We start from the raw sequence: 22,595 nt of genomic DNA on the forward strand, positions 1-22,595 counted from the left end.
GCCGGAGGTAGAGCACTGGATAGGCGATGGGCCCTACCGGGTTACTGACCTTAGCCAAACTCCGAATGCCGGTAAGTGAGAGCACGGCAGTGAGACTGTGGGGGATAAGCTCCATGGTCGAGAGGGAAACAGCCCAGAGCATCGACTAAGGCCCCTAAGCGTACGCTAAGTGGGAAAGGATGTGGAGTCGCAGAGACAACCAGGAGGTTGGCTTAGAAGCAGCCACCCTTGAAAGAGTGCGTAATAGCTCACTGGTCAAGTGATTCCGCGCCGACAATGTAGCGGGGCTCAAGCGTACCGCCGAAGTCGTGTCATTCCAGCACATACCCCCAACGGGGGCTGGGATGGGTAGGGGAGCGTCGTGTGCCGGGTGAAGCAGCCGCGGAAGCGAGTTGTGGACGGTTCACGAGTGAGAATGCAGGCATGAGTAGCGATACACACGTGAGAAACGTGTGCGCCGATTGACTAAGGGTTCCTGGGTCAAGCTGATCTGCCCAGGGTAAGTCGGGACCTAAGGCGAGGCCGACAGGCGTAGTCGATGGACAACCGGTTGATATTCCGGTACCCGCTTTGAAACGCCCAGTATCGAATCCATTAATGCTAAGGCCGTGAAGCCGTCCTGGAGCCTTCGGGCAAAGGGAAGTGGTGGAGCCGCCGGCCCAAGGTGGTAGTAGGTAAGCGATGGGGTGACGCAGGAAGGTAGTCCAGCCCGGGCGGTGGTAGTCCCGGGGTAAGGGTGTAGGCCGAGGGGTAGGTAAATCCGTCCCTCATTGAGGCTGAGACCTGATGCCGAGCCGATTGTGGTGAAGTGGATGATCCTATGCTGTCGAGAAAAGCCTCTAGCGAGTTTCATGGCGGCCCGTACCCTAAACCGACTCAGGTGGTCAGGTAGAGAATACCGAGGCGTTCGGGTGAACTATGGTTAAGGAACTCGGCAAAATGCCCCCGTAACTTCGGGAGAAGGGGGGCCATCACTGGTGATCCGTTTTACACGGTGAGCTGGGGGTGGCCGCAGAGACCAGCGAGAAGCGACTGTTTACTAAAAACACAGGTCCGTGCGAAGCCGTAAGGCGATGTATACGGACTGACGCCTGCCCGGTGCTGGAACGTTAAGGGGACCGGTTAGTGCGCTTTCGGGCGTGCGAAGCTGAGAACTTAAGCGCCAGTAAACGGCGGTGGTAACTATAACCATCCTAAGGTAGCGAAATTCCTTGTCGGGTAAGTTCCGACCTGCACGAATGGCGTAACGACTTCTCGACTGTCTCAACCATAGGCCCGGTGAAATTGCACTACGAGTAAAGATGCTCGTTTCGCGCAGAAGGACGGAAAGACCCCGGGACCTTTACTACAGTTTGATATTGGTGTTCGGTTCGGCTTGTGTAGGATAGGTGGGAGACTGTGAAGCATGCACGCCAGTGTGTGTGGAGTCAATCTTGAAATACCACTCTGGTCGTGCTGGATGTCTAACCTCGGTCCGTGATCCGGATCAGGGACAGTGTCTGATGGGTAGTTTAACTGGGGCGGTTGCCTCCTAAAGAGTAACGGAGGCGCCCAAAGGTTCCCTCAGCCTGGTTGGCAATCAGGTGTTGAGTGTAAGTGCACAAGGGAGCTTGACTGTGAGACCGACGGGTCGAGCAGGGACGAAAGTCGGGACTAGTGATCCGGCAGTGGCTTGTGGAAGCGCTGTCGCTCAACGGATAAAAGGTACCCCGGGGATAACAGGCTGATCTTCCCCAAGAGTCCATATCGACGGGATGGTTTGGCACCTCGATGTCGGCTCGTCGCATCCTGGGGCTGGAGTCGGTCCCAAGGGTTGGGCTGTTCGCCCATTAAAGCGGTACGCGAGCTGGGTTTAGAACGTCGTGAGACAGTTCGGTCCCTATCCTCTGCGCGCGTAGGAATATTGAGAAGGGCTGTCCCTAGTACGAGAGGACCGGGACGGACGAACCTCTGGTGTGCCAGTTGTCCTGCCAAGGGCATGGCTGGTTGGCTACGTTCGGAAAGGATAACCGCTGAAAGCATCTAAGCGGGAAGCCTGCTTCGAGATGAGTGTTCCCACCCCCTCTGAGGGGTTAAGGCTCCCAGTAGACGACTGGGTTGATAGGCCAGATGTGGAAGCCCGGTAACGGGTGGAGCTGACTGGTACTAATAGGCCGAGGGCTTGTCCTCAGTTGCTCGCGTCCACTGTGTTTGTTCTGAAGTAACGAACTGTGCCTTTACCGGTTTGTTCAACTTCATAGTGTTTCGGTGGTCATAGCGTTAGGGAAACGCCCGGTTACATTCCGAACCCGGAAGCTAAGCCTTTCAGCGCCGATGGTACTGCAGGGGGGACCCTGTGGGAGAGTAGGACGCCGCCGAACAAATTTTATGCCTCGGCCCCTGGACTTATGTCCAGGGGCCGGGGCTTTTTTGCGTTCAGGGCTCGTAGTCTCAGGACCGGAGTTGGTCCGAACAACGTATTCGAGTGAAAGCTGGGCTCCGATGGGAACTGTGGTGCATGTCCCCCAGACTCGGGACATGATCGGGGAGGAGCTCTCCGGCGACGAAGCCCTGACCGCTCTGCGGCACTACGGGGGACGCAAGTTGTTCCTCGATGCCTTTGCGCGTTTCCGGTACGCGGACGGCTTCAGCCACGCACGATCACTGGCCTTCCAAGTGGTGCTGGGCATAGTGCCGTTCGCCATCGCCGTCGTGGGCGTCGCCGCGAGCGTGCACACCGACAGTGTGGGCCGCGTGGTGGAGCTGACGCTCGGCCACATCGTGCCGGGCGCCAGCAATGAGCTGGTCGAAGAGGCTCTCGCGGACACCCGCCGCAGCGCCGGCGGCAGCACGCCCATCGCGGTCGCGATGTGGCTCGGGCTGGCCTTCGCCGTACTGAACCTGACCTCGGCCATGGGGCAGATCGAGCGCGGCAGCAACCGCATCTACGGCATCGAGAGGGACCGGCCCTTCCTCACGAAGTACGGACGAAGCCTGCTGTTGGCCCTGGGGGCCGGGATGCCCATGGTGCTGGGCTTCCTCGTCCTCGTCGCCGGTGAGGCGGTGGGGGATTCGCTGGTCGAGGCGCTCGGGTGGCCCGAGTTCCTACGCGACGTATGGCGGCCGATTCAGGTGCCCGTCGGTGTCCTGTTGGCCTTGCTGGCATCGGCGGTGATTTTCCGCTGGGCTCCCCGGCGCGACCAGCCCGGTTACACCTGGCTCGCCGTCGGATCCGCCGTACACCTGGTGCTGTGGGTGGTGGCGACCTGGCTGCTCGCCCTGTACGTCGCCGAGAGCGGCTCCTTCGGCGCGGTGTACGGGCCCCTCACCGCCTTCGTCGCCCTGATGCTCTGGGCGAACCTCACCGGGATCGCGCTGTTCCTGGGCATCGCGTTCGCCGCCCAGCTCGAGGCCGCCCGCGCGGGCATCCGCGAGCCGGTCAGGCCCGATCCGGGACCGGGGGCTTGAGCCGGGACGGGGAAGTCGACGTCTGCCGCGAGACCACGCACCCGCGACTGGTGGAACGTCAGGAGGAGGAGACCTCGGCAATGGAGCGTCCCGCCCACGCGGGCGGCTCCTCCGTCAGCGACGTCAGCCGCTCGCGGGTCGCGTCGGGGAACGGTGCCGCGCGGCCCGCCTTCCGGTCGACGTGGACCGCGAGCAGTTCGGTTGTCGCCACCGGCTCGTCGTACGCGTCGCCGACGTACAGCTCATGGGTGAAGCGCGCCTTCTTGGCGTCCACTCCCAGGACCCGCGTCCTTACGGAGAGTTCGGCGCCTTCCGCGACATCGCGCAGATAGCGGATGTGCGCCTCGACCGTGTAGAGGGAGCAGCCGGTGCTCTCCCGGTACGAGGAGTGCAGACCGGTCTCGATCATCATGGCGTCCGTCGCGTACCCGAAGACGAGGACGTAGAAGGCCTCGCTCATATGGCCGTTGTAGTCGATCCACTCGGGCCGTACGGTCTGGCGCAGGAGGGGGAGGGGCTCGGTCATGTCACTTCTCCAGTCGTCCGGTCGCCCGGTGTACGTCGACAACACCCTGGTCCCGCAGCGCGACCAGGTCCGCGATGGTGCGGCCGTCGGCCGCCTCGTCGCATCCGGCGACCACCGCGTCGTACAACTTCTTGTCCAGCTCGGGTGCTTCGAGCCGCGTCCAAGGTGCTTTCAGCGACGGGCCGAAGTGGTCCAGCATGTGGGCCATGCCGCCGTCGCCGCCCGCCAGCGCGAAGGTGAGCATGGGGCCCATGAACGCCCAGCGGAGGCCGGGCCCTTCGGTGATCGATTCGTCGATCTCGCGCACGGTCGCCTCACCGTTGGCGACCATGTGCAGAGCCTCGCGCCACAGCGCCTCCTGCAGGCGGTTGGCTATGAAGTCGGGGACTTCGCGCTGCATGGTGATGACGGACTTGCCCGCCACCTCGTAGAAGCGCGAGGCCCAGGCGACGGCGTGCGTGGCGGTCCGTTCGCCGCCGACGACCTCGACGAGCGGGATCAGGTACGGCGGGTTGAAGGGGTGCCCGACGACCAGGCGCCCGGGGTCGCCGGCGTCCGTCTGCATGTCGGTCATCGGGTAGCCGGAGGTGGACGAGGCGATGACGACTCCGGCGGGCGCGGCCGCGTCCAGCCGGGCCAGCAGATCGCGCTTGAGCTCCAGCCTCTCGGGCGCGCTCTCCTGTACGAACTGCGCCTCGGCCACCGCCTCTTCCAGCGTCGCGGTGACCGTCAGCCGGTCGGCCGAGGCGGCGTCGGCCAGGCCCAGCTGCTCCAGCGCGGGCCAGGCGGCGTCGACCAGGCGGCGCAGCTTCGCTTCGGCGTCGGGGGCGGGGTCCCAGGCCGTGACGTCGTAGCCGCGGGCGAGGAAGTGGGCGACCCAGCCGCCGCCGATCACTGGAGCACGCCGGGGTCGGCGGGCGCGCCCCACGGGATGCCCATGCACAGCTGGAAAACGGTCGGGTCGTCGAGGAGCCCCTCCGCGAGCAGCTGTTTGGCGAACCACAGCTGCCCGGTGTCGAAGACCTCCAGCTCCGGGCGCACGCCGAGCTCCTGGATGCGCTGGGCGCCCGTACGCAGCATGTCGGGGGTGGAGACGTACAGGTTGCTGCCGTCGCCGAAGTTGAGTGAGCCGCAGTCGAGGGTGCAGATGTCGGGCAGCAGGTCCTCGACGTGCGGCAGCCGGTCGAGGCCGCTCACCAGGTCGGTGCCGGGGAGGTGCCTGAGCGGCTCGTCGGGGTCGATGACCAGGTCGCCGCCCATGCCGGCGGTGAGGTTGATGACGACGTCGGTGCCGGTCTCCTTGATGCGCTCGACGACCTCGCGGTAGAGCCGCGGATCGCGCGACGGGTCGCGGACGTGGATGTGCACGACGGCGGCGCCCGCCTCTGCGGCCTCGACGGCCGAGCGGGCGATCTGCTCGGGGGAGACCGGCACATGCGGGCTCTTGCGGACGGTGTTACCGGCGCCGGTAAGGGCGCACGTGATGACGACTTCCTGGTTCATGGGCATGCGGGAGCCTCTCCTTGAGGAGTGGGGCAACGGGTGGGGATGGCGTGAGTTCAGGCTCGGGACGAGGGGACGGACAAGGTGGCTTCCACGTACGCGAGCAGCGCGGCCTGCATGTCCTCGGGACTCGTGCCCGGTCCGGTGCCGGGTGCGACGGCGAGCACCTGGGTGGCCAGGCCGTCGATCAGCGCCGTCAGCCGCAGCGCGTCGGCGTCCGGGTCGGTGGTGGGACGGAAGACGCCCTGGCCGACGCCGCGTCGCAGGACATCGGCGACGGTGGCACGCCACTGGCGGTAGTACGCGACGTGCAGCCGGCCCACGGCGGTGGAGCGGGCCGCCTCGGCCCACAGGTCGAGCCAGACGCTCCACCGCCACCGCTGCTGCTCGGTGTACGGCGTCTGCAGCTCGATCAGCTGCCGCAGCTCGTCCGCGGCGTTACCGGCGCCTTCCGCGCCGGCGACCCTGGCCGCACGGCGGGCGGTGTCCTCGTCCATGCACCAGCGAACAGCGGCTTCCAGCAGCTCGTCCCGGCCGGGGAAGTGGTAGTGGATGGCGGCGGTGCTCGTGGCGCAGGCCTCGGCGATGTCGGCGACCCGTACGGCATGGAAACCGCGCTCAGCGATCAGCCGCACGGTCTCGCGGACGATCTGGAGCGGCCTGCCGCCCTCGGGCGCCGCGACCGCCGCCGCACGATCGCGGCGTACGGCGGAGGACTTGGCGGAAGCCTCGGTACGGGACCCGAGCAGCCAGGCCGCGTCCACATCGGCGGTATCGGCGATACGGGCCAATTCAGCCACTGTGAACCGGCGTGCACCGCTGAGCGAACGCGACAGTTTCGACGGGTCCATGACGATCCGTCGGGCGAACTCGCGCTGGCTCACACCCGCGGCGCCGATCACCCGGCGCACCCGCTCGGCGACCTCACCGCCGGAGTCACCGACTCGGTTTCCGGGTTCTGGCTGCATGGTCGGCCACCGTACTCGCGCGTTGAGAGGATCGCAACGACCGCAATGGGTGAGGCCAGTCATTGCAGGAGATTGTGGCTGATGATGAGGTGCTGACTGGTGAGTCAGTCACCTGTATAAGCCGTGAAAACCCCCGGCACAGCGGTGATAGCGGACTTCTGCAACTTTGGGCAACTACCGATCAACTAGGTTCAGGCAATGGCCAGTTGCATTGTTATTGATGGTCGGACATGGGCATATACGCCCCAGCGTACGCGGGGCACTCAAGGGGAGGCCGAACATGACCGTAATCTCGCCACGTCGACTGGGCCAGCAATTGCCGAGCGTGCCCTTTTACTGTCCGGTGCCGTCCTTCGTCCACCCCTCGGCCGCGGCGCTCAACGACATCACTGTGCGGTGGATGCTCCGGCAAAGCCTCGACGCCGACGATCATCAGCGCAGGCGGCTGGCTCTCTGCGACTTCGGCGGTCTCACGGCGTCCACCATGTCGTACGGGCAGCTCGAACCGCTCACCCTGATGGCCAAGTTCCACGCCGTGCTCTTCTCGCTCGACGACGGCGTGTGCGACGAGGCCTACGTCACCGCGGATTCGCTCGCCCAGGAGACGTCCCGGATCGTGCGCGCCATAGAGGCCCCGACCGCCCACCAGCCGGATGATTCGCCGCACGCGGCGGCGCTGCGCTTACTCCGCCTCGAGCTGGAGCGGTATGCGTCCCGGCAGCAGATCCGTCGCTGGACCGACGCCATGCGCGTCTATACCTCGGGGCTGGTGTGGGAGGCGGCCTGGCGCCGCAGTCCAAGACTGCCCTCGCTCAACGACTACATCACGCTGTGGATGAGGGCCATAGGGATGGCCCCCTCCACCGCGATGATCGAGATCGTCGCCGGCTACTCGGTACCCGACAACGACCTGGAGGACCCGCGCGTACGGGCCCTCACCGAGATCACCTGGACGCTGGTCAGCTGGGACAACGACCTCTACTCCCGCAACAAGGAACTGCTGCGGGCCGGCGACGACCTCAACCTGATCGACGTCCTGTGCCAGGAACTCGGCTGCGATCCGCACCACGCGCTCCAAGAGGCGGTGGCGATGCGGGACCGCGTCATGGTGCTCTTCCTACGGCTGCGCGACCAGGTAATGAGGGAGGCGGGCGGCGGTCTGCGCCGGTACGTACAAGGGCTCGGCCAGTTCATCCGGGGGCACCTCGACTGGGCGTCCGCCTGCCCCCGGTACCAAGTGCCCTTCGCCCCGGAGGGCAAGCCGGACGAGGGGTGGTGGAAGCAGCGTCCGGCCGACGACAGCTTGGAGCCGCTTCCCCTCCCGACCATCTCCTGGTGGTGGGACCAGCTGGCGGTCAGTAACCGCGCCACCAGCGAATGACCGCCTGCCACATCCGCTTCGGTGCCACCGGCCTGCGCTGAGCAGGAATCATCAGCGGGCTGCGCACCGCCGCGGGCGGCGGTGCGGGCACGGACTCCGGTGCGGGCCGCGGCACCTGGGCGGGCTGTGGCACACTCGCGCCGGCCGGCGAATTCACCTGCCAGTCGGGCTGCGGCGTCCTGCGCGACGCCGTGGTCAGGGCGCCGGCGGAGTCGTCCAGCGGCTGGCACGCGGCGAACTTCACCGGAAGCGCGATCAGATGCCTGGACATGAGCGCACTGCTGTACTCCAGCTCGTGCTCCTCGACGGCGAGCAGCAGATCGGGAAGCCGCATCAGCAGTGCGTCGATGCCGGTGTCGGCGATGGCGCGCCCGATGTCCTGCCCCGGACACTCGTGCGGCCCGCCGCTGAAGGCCAGGTGGGAGCGGTTGCCCTGCATGGACGCGTGCGGGTCGGGGCGTACCACCGGGTCGACGTTGGCGGCGGCGATGCCGACGATCAGGGCGTCACCCTTCTTGATCTGCTGGCCGCCGAACTCGGTGTCACCCACGGCCCAGCGGCCGAAGATCGAGGTGAACGGGGGCTCGTCCCAGAGGGTCTGCTCGACCGCCTCGGGCAGCGTCATGTGACCGCCGCTGAGCTGGGCGCGGAAGCGCGGATCGGTCAGGACCATGCGCAGTACGTTGGCGATCAGATTCGTGGTCGTCTCGTACGCCGCGATCAGCACCAGCCGCAGATGTTGGCTGACCTCGTCGTCGGTGAGCCCGGCCGGGTGCTCGACGAGCCAGGTGGTGAAGTCCCCCTGGGGCGCCGCCCGGCGCTTGGCCACATGCCTGCTCAGTACGCCCATCACATAGGCATTGCTGGCGTTCGCCGTCGCCGTGCCCTTGATCATGTCGCGGGCGGACTGCACCATCCGTTCGTTGTACTCCTCCGGCATGCCGAGGATCTGGCACATCACCATCATCGGCAGGTGCTCGGCGAACCGGCTCACCAGATCGGCCTTGCCGTCCTGGCAGAAGCTGTTGACGAGCCGGTTGCTGTACCGGTTGATGTGGCGGCGTACGCCCCGGGTGTCGATGCGCCCGATGCTGTCGGTGACCGCGCCGCGCAGCCGCTCGTGTTCCCCGCCGTCGGCGAAGACGCAGATGGGCTGCCAGGTGAAGATCGGGGCCAGCGGGTGGTCGGGAGGCACGGTGCCGTCGGAGACCAGGCGCCAGCGGCGCGCGTCGCGGGAGAACTGCGAGGGGGTACGGGTCATGTGCAGGTTCTCGGTGTGTCCGAGCACCAGCCAGGCCGGTACGTCGCCGTTCAGCAGCACGGGCGCCACCGGGCCGTGCTCGGCGCGAAGCTTCTCGTACACGGCCATCGGATCGTTCGCGTGCTCGGGCCCGTACAGCCGGCGCAGGCCGCCCGGGCCCGTACCGGCGATGGCGTGGGCCGGGCATCCCGGGGGCGGAAGAGCCCCGTCGTCCGCTCCGGGGAGATGGTGGAAGGGGGTTGTCACGGTCACTCCAGGGATCGGGAGATCGGGCGATCAGGCGGGCTGTTGCAGGGACAAGGAGTGCAGATAGCGCATCAGCGTCAGGAGGGTGTCGCGGCAGGACCCGCGCCCTCGCGCGTCGCAGTCCACTATCGGCACTTCGGGGGGCAGGTCGAGGGCGGTGCGCAGCGCGTCCACGGGGTGCCGGGGCGCGTCGGGGAACGTGTTGATGGCGACGACGAACGGCACACCGCGCTCCTCCAGGCGACCGATCACGTCGAAGCTGACCTCGAGGCGGCGGGTGTCGATCAGCACCACCGCGCCCAGGGCGCCCTCGAACAGGCCGTTCCACAGGAACCAGAAGCGCTCCTGGCCGGGTGTGCCGAAGAGGTAGAGGATCAGTTCCTCGCTGATGCTGATCCGGCCGAAGTCCATGGCGACGGTGGTGGCGGTCTTGCCCTCGAGGTTGTCGTCGACACCGACCCCGGCCTGGGTCATGGTCTCCTCGGTGGTCAGCGGACGGATCTCGCTCACCGAACCCACCATCGTGGTCTTGCCCACTCCGAACCCGCCCACGATGACGATCTTCACCGCGGCCGTGGCCGTGTCGGGGAGAACGTCCTCGCTGCGCGGGCCGGTGATCGTGTCAGAGCTTCTGAAGTCCATGCATCACCGCTTCGAGGAGGGACCGGTCCGGCAGGGTTGCGCGGACGATGGGCGCCCGCGATTCGACCAGTTCGATGGTGAGGAGATCGGTGAGCAACGCCGTCACCACGCTGAAGGGCAGGGAGAGATACGCCGAGATCTCGGCCACGGACAACGGCGCCCGGCACAGCCGCAGAATGGCGGCCTGCTCGGGCTGCACCGTCGGCGTCGGTTCAGTGCGGGAGACGACCATCGTGACGAGATCGAGCGGGGCCCGCTCCTCGCCGTCCGGGCCGCCGGTGAGCACGTACAGCCGTTCCGGGTCCTTCGTCCCGGGTTGTCGCCGTTCTCGCTGTGGAGGACTCATACGGTTCGCCCGTCATGGCGCGGAGGGCTCGTCAGGTGGGCGCCGATACGGATGACCAGGTCTCGCATGCGGGTCCCCATGAGGCCCGCGTCCACCGTGTCGTCGGCGAGCACCGCGAGGTAGGCCCCGGTCCCGGCCGCCATCAAGTAGAAGAGGCCGCCGTCGACTTCGATGACGACGAGCCGCATCTTGCCTTCGCTGTACGGGATCTCAGCGGCGACGGCGGCGGCGAGGCTCTGGAGCCCCGCGCAGGCTGCCGCGAGCCGGTCGGCGGCGTCGGGGTCGCCGCCGTGCCGGGCGATGCGCAGACCGTCGGCGGACAGGACCACGATCTGCTGGACCTGCGGTACGCCGTCGGCCAGCTCCTTGAGCATCCAGTCGAAGTTCGCCCGTTGCTGGATCACTTGAGATCTCCCTTGTCCAACGCATCGTCAGGTTCGTCATCGGCGGACGGGTCCGGCGCCGTGCCGTTGAACCCCTTGGTGAAGGCTTCGAGCCAGAGCCCCGGCTCCGGCTCCTCCTTGTCCGCTCCGTGGGCGTTGCCATTGGCGTGGCCGTTGAGCGGCGGGCGTTGCTCGGGCGGCAGGTTGTGGGAGCCGAGCGGCGCCCGGCCCCGGCTGCGGCGCTGCGGAAGCCCCTGTGACGTCCATTCGGTCACCTCGGGGACGTCCTCCTCCCTGGCGACCGGTACGTGTACCGGCCGCTTCGGCTGAGAGACCGGCCGGGGCTTGCGCCTGGGGACGCGCGCCTCTTCCGCCTCGGACAGGCCGGACGGGCCCTGTTTGGGGACGGCCGTGGCACCGATGCCGTGGGCGAGCCCGGGGGCGCGCCCGGTGGTGACCACTTCGCGCGGCACGATGAGCACCGCGCGGACGCCGCCGTACGCGGACTGCCGCAGCGCGACCTTGAGGTCGTACATCTGCGAGAGGCGGCCGACCACGGCCATGCCGAGCCGCGGTGTCTCACCCAGGTCGTTGAGGTCGATGCCCGCCTGGGCCTGCGCCAGCATGCGCTCGGCCCGGGCCCGGGCCTCCTCGCTGAGACTGACGCCCCCGTCCTCGATCTCGATGGCGATGCCGGTCTGCACCTCCACGGCTGTGACATGTACGCGGGTCTGCGGAGGCGAGTAGCGCGTCGCGTTGTCGAGGAGTTCCGCGCAGGCGTGGATGAGCGGTTCGACGGCAGTGCCGATGATGGCGATCTTGGCGATCGAGTGCAGATCGACCCGCTGGTACTCCAGGATCCGGGACATGGCGCCACGCAGCACGCTGTACAGCGGTACGGGCTCGGGCCATTGGCGCCCCGGGCGGCCGCCGCCGAGTACGGCGATGGAATCGGCGAGGCGGCCGATCAGCGAGGTGCCGTGGTCCAGGCGCAGCAGGTCGTCGAAGACCGCGGGGTTGCGCCCGTGGTCCTCCTCCATCAACCGCAGCTCGCTGGACTGCTGGTGGACGATGGCCTGCACGCGGCGCGCGATGTTGACGAAGGCTCGCTGCGCGGAGTCGCGCATCGCTTCCTCGTTGTCGACGATCTCCAGGACGGAGCGCACCAAGGCGCGCTCGGGCATGGGGAGATCGCGGTACGCCGGGTTCCCGTCCACCATGTCCCGCATCACCTCGTCGGGCGACTGGCCCTGCCGGAGGCGGCGGATGGTGGCCGGCAGCAGCTCGTTGCTGAGGTGCAGGGTCTGCCGGTCGTGTCCGGTGACGCGCTCGTCGAGGAGTGCGAGGCGCTGCCCGTACTCGGCGCGCAGGGCGCGCATCGCCCGTCCGCGGCGCACGACTTCGGCGGCGACGGCCGTCACCACGGCGGTCGCCAGGGCGCCGAGCCAGACGACTGGTATCCGGGCGGAGTCCGGTACGACGACGCAGGCGACGGCGGTCGCCGCGGCCATGAGCAGGACGGGTGGCACGAGCGCGCGGAAGAAGGGGGATTTTCGGTCTGTCGGAGGCGATTCAACGCGAACCATGTAAACCCTCTGGCGGTCGATTCTGGGATGTGTTCGAACTATCAGACACTTGCGAACAAGTGCGTGATTTCATATCAACTCGGCGCGCTTCGAGCGAGCTTAGCCAGATCGGATCAGTGCGGCGGCAGATTCGCGTAACCCTCTGCACGGGCCCAGTCGGCGGGTTTAGACTCGCCAATTTTGCACACTGGGCTCATGCGTGTGCGCAAGGAGTAACCGAACGTGTGAGGATTAGGCCCTGTGTACGCGCGAAGGCCGCTTCCGCGGTAGCGGAAGCGGCCTTGGCTGTGCGATGGGGGGCGTTGACCGCCTCAGGCGATGGACGCCGAAACGATCGCCGCCACCGCGACGTTGCACGACGCCGTCACCCACACCGCCGGGTGCGGCTCGTCCTGGACCAGCGTTTCGCCCAGCTTGCCCGGCGTCACCAGGTCGACGACCAAGAACGCGACTGCCATCATCACGAGCCCCAGCACGCCGAACGCGGCCGTCGACACAAGTCCCTTGCCGAAGTCGTTGTACGTCGTCCAGATCGAGGTGAACACGATCCCGCCGATGCCGAGCAGCGCCGAGCTGAGCAGAAGCGCCGCGTTGCGGTTGCGCTCCTGCCAGATCTGCCGGCCGAGCTTGCCCGGCGTCAGGGCGTCCACCAGGAATATGCCGAGCGTCAGCAGCACCACGCCCAGGGCGCCATAGGCGGCGGAGCGGCCAAGTCCGTTGATGATGTCTTCCATTGGTCTCAGTCTCCGCGCGTGAAGTCGATCGTGGTCAAGGAGAGGCAAAACCTATCGCACGAGGTTCCTGGGGCTGCTGGACGGGTTGCGGGTCGGCGCAACGGCGTCCCGCCGGAGCGATTACGATCCGAACTCATGAGCGCTTCTGACCAGGACCAGGCAGTCACCGATCCCTCGCCCGTACCCGTACGGACCGGCGGTCTCACGCCCCGTCAGGCCCGGCGCATGCGCATCGCCGCCGCGTCGGTCCTGATGGTGGCGGTGGCAGCGGTGCTGGCCGTACGGATGGCGAGCCGGTCTTCGGTCCTGGTCGTCGGGGTGTACGGACTGGCGCTGATCCTGTGCGGCGTCGTGATCGAACTCAGCCGACGCGGGCGCACGCGGCTCGGCACCTGGCTGCTGGTGACCGGCCTGGCGGCGGCGGTGGCGGCGGACGCCTTCCTGATCCCCTGACGCGGGCCCGGACGCGGCTCGGCGCCACGGGCGAGTGATCCGCCCGAGGCGCCGAAGCCGCTGTGCGGGGCCGCAGGGCCCGGGACCTCTTAGTCGAGGTAGTCGCGCAGCACCTGCGAGCGCGAGGGGTGGCGCAGCTTCGACATCGTCTTCGACTCGATCTGACGGATGCGCTCACGCGTCACGCCGTAGACCTTGCCGATCTCGTCCAGCGTCTTCGGCTGACCGTCGGCCAGACCGAACCGCATCGAGACCACGCCCGCCTCGCGCTCCGACAGGGTGTCGAGGACCGAGTGCAGCTGCTCCTGCAGGAAGGTGAAGGAGACCGCGTCGGCCGGGACGACCGCCTCGGAGTCCTCGATGAGGTCACCGAACTCGCTGTCACCCTCCTCGCCCAGCGGGGTGTGCAGCGAGATGGGCTCGCGGCCGTACTTCTGGACCTCGATGACCTTCTCGGGGGTCATGTCCAGTTCCTTGGCCAGCTCCTCCGGGGTGGGCTCGCGGCCCAGGTCCTGGAGCATCTGACGCTGGACGCGGGCCAGCTTGTTGATGACCTCGACCATGTGCACCGGGATACGGATGGTGCGGGCCTGGTCGGCCATCGCGCGGGTGATCGCCTGACGGATCCACCAGGTGGCGTACGTCGAGAACTTGAAGCCCTTGGTGTAGTCGAACTTCTCCACCGCGCGGATCAGACCGACGTTGCCCTCCTGGATCAGGTCCAGGAAGAGCATGCCGCGACCGGTGTAGCGCTTGGCCAGCGAGACCACCAGGCGGAGGTTGGCCTCCAGCAGGTGGTTCTTGGCGCGCCGGCCGTCCTCGACGAGGATCTCCAGCTCGCGCCGGAAAATGGCGTCCTGCTCGTCCTCGTCCTCCAGCTTGTGCTCGGAGAACAGACCCGCCTCGATGCGCTTGGCGAGCTCCACCTCCTGCTCGGCGTTGAGCAGCGGCACCTTGCCGATCAGCTTCAGGTAGTCCTTGACCGGGTCGGCGGTGGCGCCGGCGACCATGACCTGCTGCGCGGGCGCGTCGTCCTCGTCCTCGTCGGACAGGACGTAGCCGTCACCCTGCTGCGGCTGCTTCGTCGGCTTCTCGTCCGCGTCGTCGGCGGCGGCCGGCTCGTCGGCCCAGGCGTCGCCCTGCGGCTCCTCGGGGGCCGCGGCGGCCTTCTTGGCCGCGGTCTTCTTCGCGGTCGTCTTCTTCGCGGCGCGCTTCGCCGGGGCCGCGGGGGCCTCGTCGTCGGCGGCGGAGTCCATTACCGATATTGACGCGGGAGCCGCCTGCGACGTCGCCGAAGCGGTCTTCTTGACGGTCTTCTTCACGGCGGCCTTCTTGGTCGCCGGACGCTTCTCCTCGTCCCTCGCGACGGTCTTGCGCGCACGCTTGACGGGCGCCTTGGCGGGAGCCTTGGGCGCCGTGACCATGAGGGTCACGCCTTCTTCGTCGAGGACCTGGTTGAGGCTGCGCAGCACCCGCTTGAGCTGGTCCGCGGGAATGCTGTCCGCCTCGAAGGCGTGGCGTACGTCGTCGCCGTTGATGTGACCCTGCTCCTTGCCGCGCTCGATGAGCGCGACCAGGGAAGGGGATTCCGCAATCTCCTGTGGGAACGGGCGGGACGGACTGACCGACACGAGGAGCCTCTCGTAGCAAAAATGATGACTAGGCGAGGTCGCATGACGTAAGGGGCAGCGCGACGACACCTGTGGGTTCATCGCACGCTCGCGCCATTTCGTTACGCCTTGAATAGAGTGACCTGAACCACTTTCCCGAAACGGCCCGCTCGGAGCCCCTCCGGTAGCGTGACGGCATGATCACCGGCACGGTCCATGTACTGATACTCGGCGGTACGACGGAAGCCAGGCAGCTAGTGCGGACACTGGTTCCGGTCCCCTTCCTGCGTGTGACGACCTCGCTCGCAGGACGGGTGACACAACCAAGGATGCCTGATGGTGAGATTCGCGTCGGCGGCTTCGGCGGCCCGGGGCCGATGGCGGCCTGGCTGAGCGAGCACCGGGTCGCCGCCGTGGTCGACGCCACGCACCCCTTCGCCGCCGTGATCAGCGCGAACGCGGCCACAGCGGCCGCCGCCGCCGGCCTCCCGCTGGTCGCCCTGCGCCGCCCCGGCTGGCAGCCGGGCCCGGGCGACCGCTGGCACCACGCCGACGACCTGGACGACGCGGCGGCCCGGCTGCCGGAGCTCGGCCGCCGGGTCTTCCTGACCACCGGCAGGCTCGGCCTGGCGGCTTTCGCCGGTCTGGACGGGCTGCACTTCCTCGTACGTTCCGTAGAGCCCCCGGAGCCGCCGCTGCCGCGCCACACGCGGCTTCTCCTGGACCGAGGCCCGTACACCGTGGAGGGCGAGAAGGAGCTGCTGAGTACGTACTCCGCAGACGTCCTCGTCACCAAGGACAGCGGCGGCCCCGCCACCGCCGCGAAGCTCACCGCGGCCCGTGAGCTCGGCCTGCCGGTCGTCGTCGTACGGCGGCCGCCACCGGCGCCGGGGGTGCGGACCGCCGCGGACGTGGCCGGGGTGGTGGCGGAGCTGGAGCGGCTGGGATGCCTCAGCTCCGGCCCGATTCCCGGCGCAGCAGATACGTGTCCATGATCCAGCCCTTGCGGGCGCGGGCCTCGGCGCGCAGCCGCAGGATCCGCTCCGAGACCTCGGAGAGCCGCCCGGAGACGAGGATCTCGTCCGCCGTGCCGATGTAGGCGCCCCAGTAGATGTACGGGTCCTCCTGGGCGTACCGCTGGAAGACCTGGTGCGCGTCGAGCATCACGACCACGTCGTCCGTGCCCTCGGGCCAGCCCTCCGCCAGCCGTCGGCCCGTCGTGATCTGCACGGGCTTCGCGACCTGGTTCAGCCCGGTGCGGTGGCGTGCGACCAGGGCGGACACGCTGCTGATGCCCGGCACGACGTCGTACTCGAAGACCACGTTCCCGCGCTCCAGGATCTCCTCCAGGATGCCGAGGGTGCTGTCGTACAGCGCCGGGTCGCCCCACACCAGGAACGCGCCGGTCCGGTCCTCGCCCAGCTCGTCGGTGATCATCGCCTCGAAGATGTCGGCCCGGCGGCTGCGCCAGTCGCCGACCGCGGGGGAGTAGCCGGCGCCCCCCGCCCCGCGGTCGCGGTCCGGGTCGCGCCCCTCGACCAGCCGGTACTCCCGCCCGGCCGCGATGTGACGGTCGAGGATCTCGTGCCGCAGCCGGATCAGGTCCGACTTCTCCTCGCCCTTGTCGAGGAGGAAGAAGACGTCGACTGTGTTGAGCGCTTTGACGGCCTGGATCGTCAGATGGTCCGGGTCGCCCGCACCGATGCCTATGACATGAATCTTTCTCACCGGAGGGAGTCTGCCGCATCGGGTCCGCCGGCCCCGTCCCGCCCGCGCAGACGTGGAGCGCTCCCGGCAGCCGGTACGGGCTCCTCCTGCCGCACGACACGGTCGGCCAGCTCCTGAGCCCACGCGGTGAGTTCGGTGAGGGCGATCCCGTACGGACGCGCGTCGCCGTACGCGGCGAGACCTGCGGCCCCGCGCCGCAGCAGCGTCGCACCGCCGTTCCTGTTGCCCCGGGCCGAGTGGGTCAGACCGACGGCGAGTTGGGCGAGGCCGCGCCACAGGGCGCGTTCCTCGTCGGGGCCGGACTTCCAGGCGTCCTCGAAGACCTCGTGGGCGTGGAACGGCATACCGGCGTCGAGCAGCCGCTGCGCCTCGCGCACCGTCTCGTCCCCGGTGCGCTCAACCCCCTCGGGCTGCCGGGCCACGCCCTCGGCCCCGTACGGCAGGGGCCGCCCGAGCCCGTCGCGCGGCCGCGCGTTGCGGGCTCGCCCCTCGGGGTCGCGGTCCCTCCTGTCCTGCTTGTCCTGTTCCCTTTCGTCCATCCGTCCATTGTGGCCGGAGTCGGGACCACGCACAGAGTGAGGTATGGTTCTGTTGCGCGCCCAGCCAGGGGAAACCCCAGGTCAGGCGGCACCGGGACGTGGCGCAGCTTGGTAGCGCACTTGACTGGGGGTCAAGGGGTCGCAGGTTCAAATCCTGTCGTCCCGACGGTGCAGTTCGCAGCTCAGGGGCCGTTTTCGAACGGCCCCTGACGCATGTGCGGGCACTGATGTGCCGTCAAATGCCGCTCTCTTCCTCCTCCTCCAGTACGAGCGGCTGCTCGGCCCAGATGGTCTTGCCGGTGGAGGTGTAGCGCGTTCCCCACTGCTGGGTCATCTGCGCGACGAGGAACAGGCCCCGGCCGCCCTCGTCGTCGGTGCGGGCGTGGCGCAGATGGGGCGAGGTGTGTCCGCTGTCGGAGACCTCGCAGATCAGCGCTCGGTCGCGGATGAGCCGTAGCTGGATCGGGCCGGAGGAGGCGTGGCGGATGGCGTTGGTGACGAGTTCGCTGACCACCAGTTCGGTGGTGAAAGAGAGTTCCTCCAGTTCCCATTCGCCGACCTTCTTGGTGGCGACGGCGCGGGCGAGGCCGACCGCCTCCGGATCGGCCGTCAGATCCCATACGGCCACCTGGTGGCCGCCGAGCCTGCGTGTCCGTACGAGCAGCAGCGCCACGTCGTCGTCCACGGCGCCGGGCAGCAGCGTCGTGACCGTACGGTCGCACAGCTCGTCCAACGGCCGCCGGTGCTCGGTGAGGACGGAACGGATCTTGTCGAGCTGGTCGTCGAGGTCCCGCTCGCGGCTCTGCACGAGGCCGTCGGTGAACAGGGCGAGGAGGCTGCCTTCCGGCAGTTTCAGTTCCGCCGTCTCGAAGGGCAGGCCCCCCAGCCCGAGGGGCGGGCCCGCGGGCAGGTCGGGGAAGGTGACGGAGCCGTCCGCGGGGTCGACCACGGCGGGGGCCGGGTGGCCTGCCCGGGCCATCCTGCAGAGGCCCGAAACCGGGTCGTACACGGCATACAGGCAGGTCACACCCAGCGCTTCGTCGTAGGGCACCGTGTGACCGTCGACGGGGACGGCCCCCTCGTTCGCCGCCTGCGTGACCAGGTCGTCCAGGCGCGCGAGGAGTTCGTCGGGTGCGAGGTCCAGCCGGGCGAGCGCCCGTACGCTCGTGCGCAGGCGGCCCATCGTGGCGGCCGCACGCACGCCGCGACCGACGACGTCTCCCACGACCAGCCCCACCCGCGTGCCGGACAGCGCGATGACGTCGAACCAGTCGCCGCCGACACCGGCCTTGTTGTCCGCGGGCAGATAGCGGTGCGCCAGCTCGACGCCGGTCAGTTCGGGCAGGTTCTGCGGCAGCAGGCTGTGCTGGAGCATGAGGGCCGCGGTGTGCTCACGGGTGTAGCGGCGGGCGTTGTCGATGCTGACGGCGGTCCGGGCGACGAGTTCGTCGGCCACCGCCAGCTCACCGGCGTCGAGCGGGTCGCGGCGGCGGTCCCAGGCGAACGTGACCACGCCCAGCGTGGCGCCTTCGGCGCGCAGCGGCACCACCAGCTGCGCGCGCGGCTGCGGCTGCCCGTCGGGGTCTTCCGTGGGGCCCAGGCGTTCCTGCACCGAGCTGCCCGAGGACAGGCTGCGCGCCTGGGGTGAATCCGGCGGGTAGTCGATCCGGTGCCGTCCCGCGTGGCTTTCCGGAGCGTTCGATCCGCTTCCCGGCCCCCACACGCGGATCACGTCACGCGCGGGCGTGGTCCCGGCGGCCGGCTGATCGCCTTCCAGTACGGCCTCCAGGAGGTCGACAGTGACCTCGTCGGCGAACTGCGGGACGGTGACCGCCGCGAGTTCCCGGGCCGTGCGGGCCATGTCCAGGGTCGTGCCCACCTGGCCGCCTGCCCGCACCAGGAGGTCCAGCCGCTGCTGCGCGAGGTAGCGGTCGGTGACGTCCATCGTCTCCTCGCACACCCCCAGCGAGGCTCCGGAGGTGTCCCGCAGCCAGTAGTACGAACAGGACCAGACATGGTCGCGCTCCGGTTCGGAGGGCGGGCGGCCGCGGTAATGGAGTTCGATGACGGGTTCGCCTGTGGCGATCACCTGCCGCATCGTCTCCTCCAGGGTCGGCGGATACCGGTCGGACAGGACCTCGCCGTCGGCCACCATCTCGTCCGGGCCCAGTCCGACGTACTCCGTGGCCCCCATCTCGTGGCAGAGGGCGACATTCGTCCACACGACCCGCAGGTCGTTGTCGTAGATCGCCAGGCCCACGGGCGACTGGGTGGCCAGCCCCCGCAGCATCGCCTGCATGGCCTCCCACTGCTCCGTCTCCTCGGCGTCGGCGACCGCGAGCAGCCGGGCGGGGCCGGTGCCCGCGGGGGACAGCGAGAGCATGGTCGAGGCCACACGGACGATGCGTCCGTCGCGGTGACGCATCAGCAGCTCCCGGCGGCGGACCGGTGCCGCGCCGGGCCGGTCCACGGCCGGCAGATCCGCGGCCGTTCCGCTCTCGTCCCTGCCGTCGCCGGCCCCGCGACCCGACAGGAAAGTGGCGATCGGCCGCCCGAGCACCTCCTGCGGCAGGTATCCCAGCAGCCTCTGCGCGCCCGGACTCCAGCCGACGACCATGCCGTCGGCGTCCAGCACGGCCGTGGCCGCTCTCGAGACATCGAGGGGGCCGTGGAAGTCGGCGTCCCCGGCTGCGTTTGCCGCGCTCATGGCACCTGCCTTGTCCGGCCCGCCCAGCGGGCGGCGAGCAGAAGCGCGATGTCGTCCGGCCGGTCGGCGGCCTGCCGGGCCTCCCGGATCAGGCGGTCCGCCGTCTCGTCGAGCGAGGACGAGCCGATGGCGGAGAAGGTGGCGCGCAGCCGCTCGATGCCGTGGTCGATGTCGATCCCCGGCTGTTCCACCAGCCCGTCGGTGAACAGCGCCAGGACGGCGCCCGGCTCGAGCCGCAGTCCGGTGACGGGGTACGACGCATCCTCGGCGACGCCCAGCACGATGCCGCCGGCCAGGTCCAGCACCTCCGTCGTTCCGTCGCTGTGGCGCAGCAGCGGCTGCGGGTGCCCGGCCCGTACGGCCTGCGCGGCGCCGGACACCGGATCGAGGACGATGTAGCAGCAACTGGCGAACTGACCGGGATCGATGTCGATGAGCAGGCGGTTGGTGTCACGCATGACCTCCTGCGGGTCCTGTCCGGCCAGGGCGAAGGCGCGTACGGCGCTGCGCAGCTGGCCCATCGTGGCGGCCGCCGCGACACCGTGTCCCTGTACGTCGCCCACCACCAGAGCCAGGCCCGCTCCCGTGCCGACCACGTCGTACCAGTCGCCTCCCACCTCCATGCCCTGGGTGCCGGACAGGTACCGCGCGACGGTGTCGACGTGCTCGACGACGGGGAGCCGGTGCGGCAGCAACGCGTTCTGCAGGCCACGGGCGAGGGCGGCTTCGGTGTCGTAACGCTGGGCTCTCTGGAGGGCCTGCGCGATGAGACCGGCCAGGGCGGTGAGGACCGTGCGCTCTTCCGGGCTGAAGCCGCGCGGCTGGTCGAAACCGAGGATGCACGAGCCGACGGGGCGTCCGGAGGCGATCAGCGGCAGGAAGGCCCTGGCGCCGACATGGGCGTCCATCGGGATGCCGGGGTACGCGGCGGCCAGGTGCTCCATGGACTCGAAGAACAGGGGGCGGCCCGTCGTGAGCGTCTCCACGCCGGGCAGCCGGGCGTCGAGTGCCACACCGTCGAAGCGGTCGAGGAAGCCCTGCGGGAAGCCGGTTTCCCAGGCCAGGTAGAGGTGTCTCTCGTTCAGCAGGTAGATCGCCAGCTGGCGGCCGCCGAAGGCCGGCAGCAGCTCGTCGGTGACCACCGAGGACACCTGGCGCGCGGTGACGGCCTCGGTCAGCGCGATGGCCAGGGCGACCGGGCGGTACAGCGCCGACGCGCGGTCGGCCGGCGAGCCGAGTCCGGCGCCCGGCCTGGTGACCGAGCCGGGAGCGTAGGCCGGGTGCTCCGCCGGGGCGAGCGTCGCGGTCAGGCCGTCGTGGCCCGGATAGAGCGAGACCGACAGCCACTCCTCGGGCCCGGCCGAGCGGCGGGCCGTGAAGTGGACGTCCTTGTCGGAGAGCAGCGCGCCCCGGAAGTGCTCCTCGTACGCGGGGTGCCCGAACCACGGCAGGACCTCCCACAGGACACGGCCGGTCAGCTGGGACCGCGCGTGACCGAGCAGCGTCTCCGCGCTGTGGTTCAGATGGGTGATCCGCCCGACCCGGTCGAGCGAGAGGATGGCGTGCGGCAGCCGGTCGGCCGCCTCCGCGACCACCGGTCCGGTGCCGAAGTCCACCAGGAAGCCCCGCAGGTGTCCCCCCGGTCCGCCGCCGGGCGGCCGGGCGCGGGCGGAGAGTTCGAGCAGGTGGGAGCGTCCGTCCGGGCCCCGCAGCCGCATTCTGCGCGTCGCCGGGGCGCCGGACTTCGCCACGTGGCGGGCGACGGCCCACAGCCCGTACGCGTCCTCCGGCGCCAGCCGCGCCGCCAGCGCCTCGATCGTGCCGGGAAAGGCCGCCGGAGAGGTGCCGAGGATGGCGCACAGCTCGTCGTCGGCCTCCACCGTGCCGTGGGACAGGTCCCAGTCGAAATTCCCGATCCGCACCGGCGGCGTGGTGGCGGACGGCAGCTGTACGCAGACCGGCTCGTCCTCCCACTCCACTGCCTGTCCGCTCGCGGACAGCTCGGCGAGCGCGGCGGCGAGCCGCTCCGCGGCCTGCCGCATCCGCCGGCGGTCGGTCTCGTCGACAGGGACACCGGTCGTGGCCGGGCGCAGCACCACCAGTACCCCGAATTTCTCGCGGCCGTCGGTGACGGGTACGTACAGCGATCCGAAAGGGAACGGCAGACCGGCCATGAGCTGCGGGAACCGGCGCATGGCCTCTTCGGCGTCGGCGAGGTGGACGGGCCGGCCGGAGCGGTGCGCCTCGGCCACCGGGAACGGGCGGTTCACATGCATGCGCCACCAGGGGCGGAACAGCGTGCCGGGCAGCCCGCCCAGCACCGCCAGCCGCAGCAGGCCCGGCGTGCGGGAGCGCAGATAGACGCCGCCGGCGAATCCGCCGGCAGACTCGATCGCGTTCACGGCGGCTTGGGCGAGCACCAGGGCGAGTTCGTCCGGAGCTCGGCCGTTGCTGTTCGGGTTCCCGGTCGTCGCCCCGCTCTCGCTCGGCGGTGCGGGCCCGGCCGCGCCGTACCAGGTCACACAGCAAGGATGC

At 69.0% G+C, this 22,595-nt stretch carries 18 protein-coding genes, 1 tRNA gene, 2 rRNA genes and 2 pseudogenes (1 of these 23 only partly in view); 7 read left to right on the forward strand and 16 right to left on the reverse strand.

Going from position 1 to position 22,595, the window contains the following annotated elements:
* From AC1P0E_RS29660 to AC1P0E_RS29670, 3 genes are all read left to right on the forward strand, one after another.
* A 23S ribosomal RNA gene (locus tag AC1P0E_RS29660) occupies nt 1-2,169 on the forward strand; it begins 956 nt to the left of the window's first position.
* Nucleotides 2,170-2,243: 74 nt separating this feature from the next.
* Nucleotides 2,244-2,360 (forward strand): 5S ribosomal RNA (gene rrf / locus AC1P0E_RS29665).
* 121 nt (nt 2,361-2,481) lie between these two features.
* Nucleotides 2,482-3,447: a YihY/virulence factor BrkB family protein gene (locus AC1P0E_RS29670; protein WP_482745178.1), complete on the forward strand. Its 966-nt coding sequence runs from the start codon at nt 2,482-2,484 to the stop codon at nt 3,445-3,447.
* 58 nt (nt 3,448-3,505) lie between these two features.
* Here the strand turns inward: AC1P0E_RS29670 and AC1P0E_RS29675 are convergent, their stop codons facing one another.
* From AC1P0E_RS29675 to AC1P0E_RS29690, 4 genes and pseudogenes are all read right to left on the reverse strand, one after another.
* Complete coding sequence (locus tag AC1P0E_RS29675) at nt 3,506-3,973, reverse strand: thioesterase family protein (RefSeq protein ID WP_482745179.1); 468 nt, start codon at nt 3,971-3,973, stop codon at nt 3,506-3,508.
* Nucleotide 3,974: 1 nt separating this feature from the next.
* Nucleotides 3,975-4,916 carry a 3-hydroxyacyl-CoA dehydrogenase NAD-binding domain-containing protein gene (locus AC1P0E_RS29680; protein WP_482745180.1) on the reverse strand — a complete coding sequence of 314 codons (942 nt, stop codon included), beginning with the start codon at nt 4,914-4,916 and terminating at the stop codon, nt 3,975-3,977.
* A pseudogene (locus AC1P0E_RS29685) lies at nt 4,868-5,482 on the reverse strand (beta-keto acid cleavage family enzyme); the annotation flags it as partial. The gene AC1P0E_RS29680 and the pseudogene AC1P0E_RS29685, both read right to left, overlap by 49 nt.
* 50 nt (nt 5,483-5,532) lie before the next feature.
* Nucleotides 5,533-6,444, reverse strand: coding sequence for a TetR/AcrR family transcriptional regulator (locus AC1P0E_RS29690; protein WP_482745181.1), 912 nt, complete (start codon nt 6,442-6,444; stop codon nt 5,533-5,535).
* Between the two features lie 280 nt (nt 6,445-6,724).
* Between AC1P0E_RS29690 and AC1P0E_RS29695 the strand changes: the two genes are divergently transcribed.
* Complete coding sequence (locus tag AC1P0E_RS29695; protein ID WP_482745182.1) at nt 6,725-7,825, forward strand: terpene synthase family protein; 1,101 nt, start codon at nt 6,725-6,727, stop codon at nt 7,823-7,825.
* Here AC1P0E_RS29695 and AC1P0E_RS29700 read toward each other — a convergent pair.
* The 6 genes from AC1P0E_RS29700 to AC1P0E_RS29725 all read right to left on the reverse strand — a co-directional run bounded on the left by AC1P0E_RS29700 (nt 7,800) and on the right by AC1P0E_RS29725 (nt 13,023).
* Nucleotides 7,800-9,332 (reverse strand): cytochrome P450, encoded by a 1,533-nt coding sequence (locus tag AC1P0E_RS29700; RefSeq protein ID WP_482745183.1) that lies wholly within the window; start codon nt 9,330-9,332, stop codon nt 7,800-7,802. The two genes, AC1P0E_RS29695 and AC1P0E_RS29700, sit on opposite strands and share 26 nt — an antisense overlap.
* Before the next feature lie 30 nt (nt 9,333-9,362).
* Nucleotides 9,363-9,974, reverse strand: coding sequence for a GTP-binding protein (locus tag AC1P0E_RS29705; RefSeq protein ID WP_482745184.1), 612 nt, complete (start codon nt 9,972-9,974; stop codon nt 9,363-9,365).
* Nucleotides 9,955-10,320 (reverse strand): DUF742 domain-containing protein, encoded by a 366-nt coding sequence (locus AC1P0E_RS29710; RefSeq protein WP_482745185.1) that lies wholly within the window; start codon nt 10,318-10,320, stop codon nt 9,955-9,957. The genes AC1P0E_RS29705 and AC1P0E_RS29710 overlap by 20 nt, the downstream gene beginning before the upstream one ends.
* Nucleotides 10,317-10,724 (reverse strand): roadblock/LC7 domain-containing protein, encoded by a 408-nt coding sequence (locus tag AC1P0E_RS29715; RefSeq protein ID WP_482745186.1) that lies wholly within the window; start codon nt 10,722-10,724, stop codon nt 10,317-10,319. Before AC1P0E_RS29715 ends, AC1P0E_RS29710 begins: the two co-directional genes overlap by 4 nt.
* Nucleotides 10,721-12,289, reverse strand: coding sequence for an ATP-binding protein (locus AC1P0E_RS29720; protein WP_482745187.1), 1,569 nt, complete (start codon nt 12,287-12,289; stop codon nt 10,721-10,723). The genes AC1P0E_RS29715 and AC1P0E_RS29720 overlap by 4 nt, the downstream gene beginning before the upstream one ends.
* Before the next feature lie 311 nt (nt 12,290-12,600).
* Nucleotides 12,601-13,023, reverse strand: coding sequence for a DUF350 domain-containing protein (locus tag AC1P0E_RS29725; RefSeq protein ID WP_482745188.1), 423 nt, complete (start codon nt 13,021-13,023; stop codon nt 12,601-12,603).
* A 135-nt stretch (nt 13,024-13,158) separates the two neighbouring features.
* On the opposite strand from AC1P0E_RS29725, the gene AC1P0E_RS29730 reads away from it, so the two are divergent.
* Nucleotides 13,159-13,476 carry a hypothetical protein gene (locus tag AC1P0E_RS29730; protein WP_482745189.1) on the forward strand — a complete coding sequence of 106 codons (318 nt, stop codon included), beginning with the start codon at nt 13,159-13,161 and terminating at the stop codon, nt 13,474-13,476.
* Nucleotides 13,477-13,565: 89 nt separating this feature from the next.
* On the opposite strand, the gene AC1P0E_RS29735 is transcribed toward AC1P0E_RS29730, so the two are convergent.
* Nucleotides 13,566-14,900: an RNA polymerase sigma factor gene (locus AC1P0E_RS29735; protein WP_482745950.1), complete on the reverse strand. Its 1,335-nt coding sequence runs from the start codon at nt 14,898-14,900 to the stop codon at nt 13,566-13,568.
* Nucleotides 14,889-15,188 (reverse strand): annotated as a pseudogene (locus AC1P0E_RS29740) (RNA polymerase sigma factor region1.1 domain-containing protein); the annotation flags it as partial. The gene AC1P0E_RS29735 and the pseudogene AC1P0E_RS29740, both read right to left, overlap by 12 nt.
* Before the next feature lie 95 nt (nt 15,189-15,283).
* On the opposite strand from AC1P0E_RS29740, the gene AC1P0E_RS29745 reads away from it, so the two are divergent.
* Entirely contained in the window at nt 15,284-16,081 is a 798-nt protein-coding gene (locus tag AC1P0E_RS29745) for a cobalt-precorrin-6A reductase (protein ID WP_482745190.1), read from the forward strand.
* Here AC1P0E_RS29745 and cobF read toward each other — a convergent pair.
* Together cobF and AC1P0E_RS29755 are read right to left on the reverse strand one after the other, a co-directional pair.
* A complete protein-coding gene (gene cobF, locus AC1P0E_RS29750) occupies nt 16,038-16,814 on the reverse strand; it encodes a precorrin-6A synthase (deacetylating) (RefSeq protein WP_482745191.1) in 777 nt (258 codons plus the stop codon). The genes AC1P0E_RS29745 and cobF overlap by 44 nt on opposite strands.
* On the reverse strand, nt 16,811-17,353 hold the full coding sequence (locus tag AC1P0E_RS29755; protein ID WP_482745192.1) for a DUF309 domain-containing protein: 543 nt from the start codon (nt 17,351-17,353) through the stop codon (nt 16,811-16,813). The genes cobF and AC1P0E_RS29755 overlap by 4 nt, the downstream gene beginning before the upstream one ends.
* 92 nt (nt 17,354-17,445) lie before the next feature.
* On the opposite strand from AC1P0E_RS29755, the gene AC1P0E_RS29760 reads away from it, so the two are divergent.
* Nucleotides 17,446-17,519, forward strand: a tRNA-Pro gene (locus AC1P0E_RS29760).
* Nucleotides 17,520-17,588: 69 nt separating this feature from the next.
* On the opposite strand, the gene AC1P0E_RS29765 is transcribed toward AC1P0E_RS29760, so the two are convergent.
* Both AC1P0E_RS29765 and AC1P0E_RS29770 read right to left on the reverse strand, forming a co-directional pair.
* Nucleotides 17,589-20,060 (reverse strand): SpoIIE family protein phosphatase, encoded by a 2,472-nt coding sequence (locus AC1P0E_RS29765; RefSeq protein ID WP_482745193.1) that lies wholly within the window; start codon nt 20,058-20,060, stop codon nt 17,589-17,591.
* Nucleotides 20,057-22,582: a SpoIIE family protein phosphatase gene (locus AC1P0E_RS29770; RefSeq protein WP_482745194.1), complete on the reverse strand. Its 2,526-nt coding sequence runs from the start codon at nt 22,580-22,582 to the stop codon at nt 20,057-20,059. The genes AC1P0E_RS29765 and AC1P0E_RS29770 overlap by 4 nt, the downstream gene beginning before the upstream one ends.
* Nucleotides 22,583-22,595 lie beyond the last annotated feature (13 nt).

The sequence above is a fragment of the Streptomyces sp. TRD_SC_5 genome (genome assembly GCF_056836825.1).

Excerpts from the sequence above, each read along its gene's own strand:
- AC1P0E_RS29670 (WP_482745178.1), top strand. The coding sequence starts at position 2,482 with ATGGGAACTGTGGTGCATGTCCCCCAGACTCGGGACATGATCGGGGAG.
- AC1P0E_RS29675 (WP_482745179.1), bottom strand. The coding sequence starts at position 3,973 with ATGACCGAGCCCCTCCCCCTCCTGCGCCAGACCGTACGGCCCGAGTGG.
- AC1P0E_RS29690 (WP_482745181.1), bottom strand. The coding sequence starts at position 6,444 with ATGCAGCCAGAACCCGGAAACCGAGTCGGTGACTCCGGCGGTGAGGTC.
- AC1P0E_RS29695 (WP_482745182.1), top strand. The coding sequence starts at position 6,725 with ATGACCGTAATCTCGCCACGTCGACTGGGCCAGCAATTGCCGAGCGTG.
- AC1P0E_RS29705 (WP_482745184.1), bottom strand. The coding sequence starts at position 9,974 with ATGGACTTCAGAAGCTCTGACACGATCACCGGCCCGCGCAGCGAGGAC.
- AC1P0E_RS29710 (WP_482745185.1), bottom strand. The coding sequence starts at position 10,320 with ATGAGTCCTCCACAGCGAGAACGGCGACAACCCGGGACGAAGGACCCG.
- AC1P0E_RS29720 (WP_482745187.1), bottom strand. The coding sequence starts at position 12,289 with ATGGTTCGCGTTGAATCGCCTCCGACAGACCGAAAATCCCCCTTCTTC.
- AC1P0E_RS29725 (WP_482745188.1), bottom strand. The coding sequence starts at position 13,023 with ATGGAAGACATCATCAACGGACTTGGCCGCTCCGCCGCCTATGGCGCC.
- AC1P0E_RS29730 (WP_482745189.1), top strand. The coding sequence starts at position 13,159 with ATGAGCGCTTCTGACCAGGACCAGGCAGTCACCGATCCCTCGCCCGTA.
- AC1P0E_RS29735 (WP_482745950.1), bottom strand. The coding sequence starts at position 14,900 with ATGGTCACGGCGCCCAAGGCTCCCGCCAAGGCGCCCGTCAAGCGTGCG.
- AC1P0E_RS29745 (WP_482745190.1), top strand. The coding sequence starts at position 15,284 with ATGATCACCGGCACGGTCCATGTACTGATACTCGGCGGTACGACGGAA.
- AC1P0E_RS29755 (WP_482745192.1), bottom strand. The coding sequence starts at position 17,353 with ATGGACGAAAGGGAACAGGACAAGCAGGACAGGAGGGACCGCGACCCC.
- AC1P0E_RS29765 (WP_482745193.1), bottom strand. The coding sequence starts at position 20,060 with ATGAGCGCGGCAAACGCAGCCGGGGACGCCGACTTCCACGGCCCCCTC.